Annotated in this window: 8 protein-coding genes; 6 read left to right on the forward strand and 2 right to left on the reverse strand. The window is 65.3% G+C overall.

Features of this window, described 5'->3' with window-relative positions:
- Positions 1–75: 75 nt before the first annotated feature.
- The gene (locus VMR39_RS01475) at positions 76–336 is read right to left on the reverse strand and encodes a LysR family transcriptional regulator (protein ID WP_325413642.1); all 261 of its coding nucleotides are present in this window, start codon (positions 334–336) and stop codon (positions 76–78) included.
- Between the two features lie 108 nt (positions 337–444).
- On the opposite strand from VMR39_RS01475, the gene VMR39_RS01480 reads away from it, so the two are divergent.
- Genes VMR39_RS01480 through VMR39_RS01505 form a run of 6 tightly spaced genes read left to right on the forward strand, consistent with a single transcriptional unit; the run spans position 445 to position 7,470 of the window.
- Positions 445–1,941 carry an FAD-linked oxidase C-terminal domain-containing protein gene (locus VMR39_RS01480; RefSeq protein ID WP_325413643.1) on the forward strand — a complete coding sequence of 499 codons (1,497 nt, stop codon included), beginning with the start codon at positions 445–447 and terminating at the stop codon, positions 1,939–1,941.
- An 11-nt stretch (positions 1,942–1,952) separates the two neighbouring features.
- Complete coding sequence (locus tag VMR39_RS01485) at positions 1,953–3,092, forward strand: FAD-binding protein (RefSeq protein ID WP_325413645.1); 1,140 nt, start codon at positions 1,953–1,955, stop codon at positions 3,090–3,092.
- A gap of 1 nt (position 3,093) precedes the next feature.
- Positions 3,094–4,404: a glycolate oxidase subunit GlcF gene (gene glcF / locus VMR39_RS01490; protein ID WP_325413648.1), complete on the forward strand. Its 1,311-nt coding sequence runs from the start codon at positions 3,094–3,096 to the stop codon at positions 4,402–4,404.
- Entirely contained in the window at positions 4,401–4,829 is a 429-nt protein-coding gene (locus VMR39_RS01495; protein ID WP_325413650.1) for a GlcG/HbpS family heme-binding protein, read from the forward strand. The genes glcF and VMR39_RS01495 overlap by 4 nt, the downstream gene beginning before the upstream one ends.
- Positions 4,830–4,834: 5 nt before the next feature.
- The gene (locus VMR39_RS01500) at positions 4,835–6,943 is read left to right on the forward strand and encodes a malate synthase G (protein ID WP_325413652.1); all 2,109 of its coding nucleotides are present in this window, start codon (positions 4,835–4,837) and stop codon (positions 6,941–6,943) included.
- A complete protein-coding gene (locus tag VMR39_RS01505) occupies positions 6,943–7,470 on the forward strand; it encodes a gamma carbonic anhydrase family protein (protein ID WP_325413654.1) in 528 nt (175 codons plus the stop codon). The genes VMR39_RS01500 and VMR39_RS01505 overlap by 1 nt, the downstream gene beginning before the upstream one ends.
- Before the next feature lie 52 nt (positions 7,471–7,522).
- Here VMR39_RS01505 and VMR39_RS01510 read toward each other — a convergent pair.
- On the reverse strand, positions 7,523–10,197 hold a 2,675-nt coding region (locus VMR39_RS01510), incomplete at its 5' end, for a TonB-dependent receptor domain-containing protein (protein WP_325413656.1).

A 10,197-nucleotide genomic window follows, 5' to 3' on the forward strand; every position in this document is an offset into this window, starting at 1 on the left:
TGCCGATGTAGTTGCCCTGGACGGTGGTGGTGCCGGTGGTGGTCAGCCAAATGTTGCGGGTGGAGAAGCCAGAAATCACGTTGCCCGCGCCGTCGCCCGGTCTTCGGCTTCCTGTATCGCGGCCAGGATGGCGGCGATGTCGCCATATAGCCGCCCGCCCGTATCCGTTAGCGCCAGTTTGCGGGTCGTGCGGCGCAGCAGTCGAATGCCCAGCCGCGCCTCCAGGCGGGCGATCCGTTTGGACATCATTGCCGGAGAAATGGCGAGCGCGCGCCCGGCCGCCGACAGGCTTCCCAGTTCCGCCACCTTGACGAAGAGAATATAGTCCGGATCCAAGATTTGTTCTCCAGATGAAATACTCAATCAACTTTTTGCCCTCTACAGCACGACCGCGAAGAGAGCTATAGAGCGGCGGCGGCAGTTGATGCTGGAGGAGAGGAAGGCATGTCGCTCTTGAAAATGCCCAAGCCCGATGAGGCGGTGATTGCCCGGCGGGCGGAGATCGCAGAGGCGCTTCGCGCTATCGTACCGGGGGAGGGGGTCATCACCGATCTCGACGGGTTGCGGCCCTACGAGACCGACGGTCTGACCGCCTATCGACAGCCGCCGATGATCGTGGTTCTGCCCGAAACTACGGATCAGGTTTCCCGCATCCTGGCTTGGTGTCATGCGCGGGGGGTCAAGGTCGTTCCGCGCGGGGCAGGCACGTCGCTTTCGGGCGGTGCGTTGCCATTGGCCGACGCCGTGCTACTGGGCCTCGGCAAGTTCAAGCGCATCCTCGACATCGACTATGCGGACCGGCTGGTCGTCGTCCAGCCCGGCGTCACCAACCTCGCCATAACCCAGGCCGTGCAGGACCGCGGCTTCTACTACGCCCCCGATCCGTCCAGCCAGATCGCCTGTTCGATCGGCGGGAATGTCGCGGAAAATTCCGGCGGGGTGCACTGCCTCAAATATGGTTTGACCACCAACAATGTCATGGCGGTGGAGATCGTCATGATGGACGGGGAGGTGCTGCGCATCGGCGGTCGCCATCTCGATCCTGCGGGGCTGGACTTGCTGGGCGTCATCGTGGGATCCGAAGGCTTGTTGGGCGTGGTGACGGAAGTCACGGTTCGCATCCTGCCCAAACCGCAGACGGCCCGCGCGCTGCTGATCGGCTTTCCCAGCGTGGAGGATGCGGGCAGGTGCGTTGCGGACACGATCGCCGCCGGCATCATTCCCGCAGGCATGGAAATGATGGACCGTCTGGCCGTCAGGGCGGCAGAGGCGTTCGTCGGGGTCGGCTATCCGCTCGATGTCGAGGCTTTGCTGATCGTCGAACTGGACGGCCCGGCTGCAGAATGCGACCATCTGATCGACGCTGTCGAGGCCATCGCGAAGGCGAACGGCGCGGTGTCCGTGCGGGCGTCGCGCGACGAGGCTGAACGCAACGCCTTCTGGGCCGGGCGCAAGGCGGCCTTCCCTGCGGTCGGACGTCTTGCCCCCGATTATTATTGCATGGATGGCACTATCCCGCGCCGCCGCCTGGCGGACGTCCTGCAACGCATGGAGGCCCTGTCCGCCCATTATGGCCTCAGCGTCGCCAACGTCTTTCACGCGGGCGACGGCAATCTTCACCCGCTGATCCTGTACGACGCCAACGTGCCCGGCGAGCTGGAGAAGGCGGAATCGTTCGGCAACGACATCCTGCGCCTCTGTGTCGAAGTGGGCGGCGTGCTGACCGGCGAGCATGGGGTCGGCGTCGAAAAGCGCGACCTCATGCCGGAGATGTTCTCGGATACGGATCTGCGTCACCAGCAACGCCTGAAATGCGCCTTCGACCCCCGGCAACTGCTCAATCCCGGCAAGGTGTTTCCGCAACTGCACCGTTGCGCGGAACTGGGACGCATGCATGTTCACCGGGGGCAGGTCGCGCATCCGGACTTGCCGCGTTTCTGATGGAGCGGCCGATGTTCCAGCCCGGCAACGAAGCCGAACTGATCGCCGTCGTGGCCGACGCGGCCGCCGACGGGCGTAAGCTTTCGATCGAGGGCGGCGGCAGCAAGGTGGGCATTGGCGCGCCGGCGCAGGCCACTGTCCTGTCGATGGGCGGCCTTTCGGGCGTGGTCGATTATGATCCGGCGGAACTGGTGCTTACCGTCCGTCCTGGTACGCCTCTTGCCGACGTCGAGGCGCTGGTGCAGGCCGAGCGTCAGATGCTGGCCTTCGAGCCGTTCGACCATGGCCCTTTGTTCGGCGGGAAGAAAGGGAGGGCAACGATCGGCGGTGTAGTGGCTGCGGGGGTGTCGGGATCGCGTCGGCTTTCGGCGGGCGGCGCGCGCGATCATATCCTTGGCCTGCGCGCCGTTTCAGGGCGGGGCGAAGCGTTCGTCGCGGGCGCGAAGGTCGTCAAGAATGTGACAGGCTATGATATGCCCAAGCTGGCGGCCAACAGTTGGGGCCGCCTGTTCGCCCTGAGCGAGATCACGCTCAAGGTTCTGCCGAAGCCCGAAGTCACGCTTACGCTCGGGATAGAGAGTTTGGCGGACGAACGGCTGAGCCGCTTCATGGCCGCGGCGCTCGGCTCGCAGGCCGAAGTCGCCGCGATCGCGCATCTGCCGCGGCGAGGTCGGTCCTTGACGATCCTGCGGCTGGAAGGCTTTGGCCCGTCCGTCGTCGCCCGCGCTGCGATGCTGCGCGCGCTTTTCTCCGATCATGCCCCGCTGGACGCACTGTCCGAGGCGGAGGCCGACGCGGCCTGGGAATCCGTCCGCACCCTGGCGACATTGCCTGCGGAGCGGCCGCTGTGGCGGATCAATACCTCGCCGAAAGGACTTGCGCCGGTCCTGGACGCGCTGCGCCCGCTTGACGAAGAGTGGCTTGCCGACTGGGCGGGCGGGCTGTTGTGGCTCGCCCTGGATGGCGATGCGGCCGTCATTCGGGACACGGCGCGGCTGGCTGGCGGTCACGCCATGCTGGTGCGTGCGCCCGCGACCATGCGTAGCGCCGTTCCGGCGTTCCAACCGGCCGAACCGGGCGTGGCGGCGCTGGAAGACAGGGTGCGGCGCGCCTTCGACCCGCTTTCCCTCTTTGAAACAGGACGCTTCTGACATGCAGACCCGTTTCGCACCGGACCGTCTTGTCGATCCTGCGCTGGCTTCGTCCGAAGCGGTGATTCGCAAATGCGTGCATTGCGGCTTCTGCACCGCGACCTGCCCGACCTATGTGCTGCTGGGCGACGAACTCGACAGCCCGCGCGGTCGCATCTACTTGATGAAGGAGATGCTGGAGAACGACCGCGATCCGACCCCAGAGGTCGTGAAGCATATCGACCGCTGCCTGTCCTGCCTATCCTGCATGACGACCTGCCCCTCCGGGGTCAATTACATGCATCTGGTCGACCATGCCCGGGCCTATATCGCCGAACGCTACACCCGCCCCTGGCATGAGCGTCTGTTCCGCGAACTGCTCGCGCGGCTGTTGCCTTATCCCGGGCGGTTTCGCCTGGCGCTGCGTCTTGCCCGGCTTGCACGGGCGTTGCGTGGCGTCGTCCCCACGGGTCAGGCGTTCGCGCCGCTGCGCGCCATGCTCGACATGGCGCCGCCTGTCGTGCCCCGGGCGACCCCTGCTGTCGATGCGCCGGTGGCGGGGGCCAAGGGCCGGGTCGCGTTGATGGCGGGATGCGCCGAACCGGTCCTGCGGCCGGAATTTCGCGCCGCAGCCATCCGCCTGATAAATCGCGCGGGCTATGACGTCTTTTTCGCACCCGGTGAGGGCTGCTGCGGCGCACTGGTGCATCATATGGGCCGTGAGGAAGAGGCGCGCGCCTGCGCCCGTCGCAATGTCGACGCTTGGACGCGGATGCTGGCGGAGGGCGGACTGGACGCGATCATCGTCACCACATCGGGGTGCGGCACGACCATCAAGGATTATGGGTTCCTGCTGCGCACGGACCCTGCCTATGCCGACAAGGCCGCCAGAGTATCCGCGCTGGCGAAGGATATTTCGGAATTTCTCGACGGGATCGAGATGCCGGTGGCCAGGGAGCGGGGCATGACGGTCGCCTACCATCCGGCCTGCTCGCTGCAGCATGGCCAGAAGGTCACTGAAGCGCCCAAGAGGCTGCTGAGCGCGGCTGGCTACACCGTGCGGTTGCCAGCCGACGCGCATCTGTGCTGCGGTTCGGCGGGCACCTACAACATCCTCCAGCCCGGCATCGCCGGCCAGTTGGGCGACCGCAAGGCCGCCGCCCTTGGCGCCCTGTCCGCAGACGTCATCGCCACCGGCAATATCGGCTGCGCCATGCAGATCGGGCAGCGCTCGGCGATACCCGTCGTCCATACCGTCGAACTGCTGGACTGGGCGACCGGAGGCCCGGCCCCCGCCGCCCTCTCTCATCTTCAGGAAGGAAAGATTTCATGAACCGAATTTCGCTGGGCCAGGCGAACAGCATCATCGCCGCCGCTTTCGCGAAGGGCGCCGAACTCGCGCTCAAGCCGCTGAGCGTGGCGGTGCTGGACGCCGGTGGCCATCTGATCGCATTCCAGCGCCAGGACGGCGCATCCTTCGGGCGGCTTCAAATTGCTCAGGGCAAGGCGGCAGGCGCGCTTGCGCTTGGCGTGTCTTCGCGCAAGGTTGGCGACATGGCGGTTGAGCGGCCATGGTTCGTAGGGGCCATGGCCGCTTCCGCCCCCCATCCCGTGATACCCGCGGCGGGGGGCGTGATCGTGGTCGATGAAGCGGGCGAGCCGCTGGGTGCGGTGGGAGTGACCGGGGATACGAGCGACAATGACGAAATCGCCTCGCTGGCCGGCATCGCCGCCGCCGGGCTTGCTGCACAGGGATGAGCATGATGACGGACATGATCGAAAAGGGCGGCGTTCGCATCGCCGCCGAACTCGCCGATTTCATCGAGCAGCGCGCCTTGCCCGGCACCGGGCTGGATCCGGACGCCTTCTGGCGCGGCTTTAGCGAGTTGTTCGCGCGGTTCGCGCCCCGCAACGCGGCGCTGCTCGACACGCGCGACGCCATGCAGGCGAAGATCGACGCCTGGCACAGGAAACAGGCCGGCCAGCCGCTCGACATGACCGCGTATAAGAGCTTCCTGACGGATATCGGCTATCTGGTCCCGGAACCCGCGCCCTTCGTCATCACCTCCCGGAATGTGGACGATGAACTGGCCCTGCTGGCGGGGCCGCAACTGGTCGTGCCGATCCTCAACGCCCGTTTTCTGCTGAACGCGGCCAATGCGCGCTGGGGCAGCCTGTACGACGCGCTCTACGGGACCGACGCCATTCCCGGCGCGGCCGCGACCAGGGGCTATGATGCCGATCGCGGCGCGCAGGTCATCGCCTGGGCCAAGGCCTTCCTGGATAGCGCGACGCCGCTGGCGAGCGGCAGCTGGGCGGACTGGCAGGGCGGAATCCCCGATCTTGCCGACCCCGCGCAACTGGTGGGCCACGCCGGCGACAATATCCTGCTGCGCCACCATGGCCTGCATATCGAACTGGTGATCGACGCGGCCCACCCGATCGGCAAGAGCGACCCGGCGCATCTGGCCGACATCCTCCTAGAATCGGCGCTGTCGACCATCTGCGACCTGGAGGATTCGATCGCGGCTATCGACGCGGCGGACAAGGTCGCGGCCTATGCCAACTGGCTGGGCCTGATGAAGGGCGATCTTAGCGACACGTTCGAGAAGGGGGGCAAGATGATGACCCGCCGTCTGAACCCGGACCGGGCCTATGTCGCCGCCGACGGATCGACCTTCACCCTGCCGGGCCGCAGCCTGCTGTTCGTGCGCAATGTCGGCCATCTGATGACGACGCCTGCGGTCCTGCTGGCGGACGGATGGCAAGCGCCCGAGGGTATTCTCGACGGCATCGTCACCAGCCTGATCGCGCTGCATGACCTCAAGCGCGCGGGTCCGTTCGTGAACAGCCGTGCGGGCAGCATCTATATCGTCAAGCCCAAGATGCACGGGCCGGACGAAGTCGCCTTCACCAACGATCTGTTCGACGCGATCGAGAATTTGCTGGGGCTCGACCGCCACCAGCTCAAGGTCGGGGTGATGGACGAGGAGCGGCGCACCTCCGCCAATCTCGCCGCGTGCATTCATGCGGTGAAGGACCGGATCGTCTTCATCAACACCGGCTTCCTGGATCGCACGGGCGACGAGATACACACCTCGATGCTGGCCGGGCCGATGCTGCGCAAGGGCGACATGAAGACGTCGGCCTGGATCGCCGCCTATGAAAACCGCAACGTGCAGATCGGCCTTGCCTGCGGCCTGTCGGGCAGGGCGCAGATCGGCAAGGGCATGTGGGCCGCGCCGGACAAGATGGGCGACATGCTGGACCAGAAGATCGGCCATCCCAGGACCGGCGCGAACACCGCCTGGGTGCCCTCGCCGACGGCCGCGACGCTCCACGCGACCCACTATCACCAGGTTGACGTCTTCGCCCGGCAGGCGGAGCGCCGCGCCGAGGCCATAGCGCCGCTCGACGCGCTGCTCACCATTCCGCTTGCCGACGGACGCAATTGGTCGGAGCAGGACATCCGGGACGAACTGGACAATAATGCGCAGGGCATCCTTGGCTATGTCGTGCGCTGGATCGACCAGGGCGTGGGCTGCTCCAAGGTGCCCGACATTCACGATGTCGGCCTGATGGAGGATCGCGCGACGCTGCGCATCTCGTCCCAGCACATGGCGAACTGGCTGCTGCACGGCGTCTGTTCGGCGCAGGAGGTGGACGCCGCCTTGCGCCGCATGGCGGCGAAGGTCGACGCGCAGAATGCGGGCGACCCGCTTTATGCGCCGATGAGCGGCCACGAAGATCGCAGCCTGTCCTATCAGGCCGCACGGGCGCTGGTGTTCGACGGAGCGGCGCAGCCCAACGGCTATACCGAGCCGCTGCTGCACAGCTATCGCGCACGCCGCAAGGCAGAGGCGTTCGCCTGATGCCCCTCTATGAGATCGATGGCAAAGCTCCGGCCTGCGGGCGCGGAGCGTGGGTCGCCCCCTCGGCGGACGTGATCGGCGACGCGCGATTGGGGGACGATGTGAGCATATGGTTCGGCGCGGTCGTCCGCGCCGACAACACCCCGATCGTCCTAGGCGCGCGCACCAATGTGCAGGAAGGCGCGATGCTGCATTCCGATCCCGGCGCGCCGCTGACCATAGGGCAGGGTGTGACCGTGGGTCATCACGCCATCCTGCACGGCTGCACCATCGGCGACAATGTGCTGATCGGAATGGGCGCGACCGTCCTGAACGGCGCGGTGATCGGCGAGAACAGCCTGGTCGGCGCGGGCGCGCTCGTGACCGAGGGCAAGAGCTTCCCGCCCGGCAGCCTGATCGTCGGTGTGCCCGCCAAGGCCGTCCGGACCCTGTCGGAAGACCAGATAGCGGGATTGCGCGCGTCAGCGGACGGCTATGCCGACAAGGGACGGCATTTCGGCCAGAACCTCAAAAAGATCGGCGACTAGATCATAGTTTGACGGCAGTCCCCATCCGTTGGGGGCTGCCGTCAAACGATCGTCACAAGGTAAATCGCAGGCCGGCACGGAAAGTCCGGCCCAGCGTATCGAACAGCGCCGGATTGGTACCGAGCAACACGAAGGGCTGGCTGCCGCCGGCTGGGACCGGCACCGGGTCCTTGTCGAGCGCATTGTCGATCTTCAGATAGACCTGCATGCGCTTTGCGCCCAGATCGAACTTGTAGCTTAGGCCCAGATCGAAATAGGTCACGCCGCTGATATGGTTGTCATCGATATCGACGGCGGAAAAATCGGGGTCATATTTGCCCGACGAGATGTTGCGGGCAGTCACATTCGCTTCGAACCCTGACTTTTCATAACCAAGATTGACGACGACCCTGCGCTTGGCCAGTCCGATGGGCAGCCCGTTGCTCGCCTTGTAATCGCCAAGTTGCGTGTCCCGCGTGACGCCGTCGTCCGTATAATGGGAGAAGACGAAGCCACCGATCACGCGCGCCGACAGGATACCGTCGAGCCCGGAGGAAATGTCCGCCAGATCCTTGCGGTAGCTGATCTCGACATCCAGTCCGCGACCGGCTTCCTTGGCCAGATTGACGCCGCTGGTCTGTATCTGGCTGATCATGTTCGTCGCCGGATCGCGGGTGATGAGCGGACAGAGCGCCTGATTGCCGGCAAAGCATCGATCGACGATGTCCTGGCCGCTGATCGTCGAGATGGTGTCGGTGATGCTGATGTCGTAATAGTCGGCGGAGATGCTGAAGCCCGGTGCGAAGCTGGGGCGATAGACCGCGCCCAGAACGAGCGTGTCTGCGATTTCGGGCGTCAGGTTCGTGTTGCCGACCGTCAGGAAAGTGACGCCGGTGGTGGTCGCATTGCCGAATTGCGGATCGCGGACCGACTGGTTGGAGCCGGTGCGCCCACCCAGGAAGAGGTCGTTGAGATTAGGCGCGCGAATATCGCGCGAGCGGGTAAGCCGCAGCACCAGATCGGGCACGGGCTGATAGGTGAGGCCGGCTTTCCAGGTCGTGACGTTGCCGCTGACCGAATAATGGGTGCGACGAACGGCTCCGCTCAATTCCAGCGACCTGCCGAGCGGCGAATCGCGCAGGAGCGGCGCGGCGACTTCCAGGAAGCCCTCGGTCACGTCGTAGCTGCCGAATGTCGGGCGGAAATTGCCTGCGAAGAAGCCCCCGGCAAGGGAAATCGCGTCGGCTTCACCCGTCACCGACTCCTTGCGATATTCAAGGCCGGTCGCGATGGAAACGGGGCCTGCCCAAAGGTCGAACGGCTCGCCCGTGATCGTGGCGGCGGCCACCTGCTGCTTGATGAGGCTGCGCAGATAGGCGGTGCCCGATATATAATCCCGGCCGGCGGCCGTCCCTACGTTCGACCCGAAGATATTGTAGGGCACGCAGGACGGGTCGTCATTGGCGGTGCTGGCATCGGCGTTGACGGCGCATAGGATAGCACCGTTCACGCGGCGGGCATCGATCGCCTTGGCGTAATTGGCGGTGATCAGAAGATTGTCGAGCCGGTTGATCGATTCCGTCTTGCCGAACTGATAATAAGCGTCCCACTTCCAGCCATCGCCCAGATCGCCCTTGGCCCCGGCCATGTAGCGCCAGAGCTTTCGACTGTTCAGGACCTCGATCTGCCCCAGGTCGGTATTGGTCGTTCCAAAGCCGAAGGTGCGCGCGCCGCCGGCGCTCAGCACCGATCGGACGCTGGCGGGAAGGAAGGCATTGTCCGCGCTCATGGTGAGGTTGCCGAGCCGGAAGGCGGTCACGGACAATTGCTCGGCCTTGGCATAGCCGTGCGTGAACTCGCCGAACAGCTCGATATCGTCCGATATTTCGTAACTGGCGCGCGCGAACAGGTTGGCCATCTTCAGCGGCGTATCCAGCGGTACGGTAAAACCCCCGGTATTGGTGGACTCCCCACCGATCATATAGCCGCGGCCAAGCGCGACGGTGCCGTATTGGAAGGGACGCGGCGTGCCGTCGGACCCAAATGTCGTGCCTGCCGCCGGGCCATTGATGATAAGCCCGCCCGGCGCGGCATTGGCGAAATTGACGTTCGCCGCCGCGATCTGCTGTGGTTCGCCATTCCCCGCGACATAGGCGGGGTTGTTTACCAGCGAATATTGATTGTACCATCGACGGGAATTGGCGCGGGCGATGCCGGACTGGTCGGAATAGGAGGCGCTCGCCAGGATATGGCCCCGACCATCGGCGAACGGCGTTCCCCCGGTGAGTTCGACCTTCCACTGTTCGTCGTCGCCCCGTTGGGTCACGCCACCCTGAATCTCGCCCTTCAGCCCGGTGAACTTCGTGTCGAGAATGAAGTTCACGACGCCCGTGACCGCGTCGGAGCCATAGGCTGCGGAGGCGCCGCCGGTCACGACATCCACACGCGAGATCAGCGCGCTCGGCAGCACATTGACATCGACGCTGCCGTTCACATTCGCGGGGACCACGCGGCGGCCGTCGAGCAGGACAAGCGTGCGGGTCGAACCAAAATAGCGCAGGTTCAGGAAGTTCGCGCCGATCGTGCCACGGCTGACGAGATTGGTGCCCGCTCGCGTGGTCGTGCTGCCTGCAAATTGCGGAAGCTGGTTGAGCGCATCGGCGACATTGGCCTGGGCATTGCGATTGAGCTCCTCTCGCCCAAGCACGGTCACGGGTGTCGGCGCGTCATTGCCGTTGCGCACGATGC

Origin of the sequence: Sphingobium sp., assembly GCF_035511395.1 — a bacterium.
GTDB lineage: Bacteria > Pseudomonadota > Alphaproteobacteria > Sphingomonadales > Sphingomonadaceae > Sphingobium.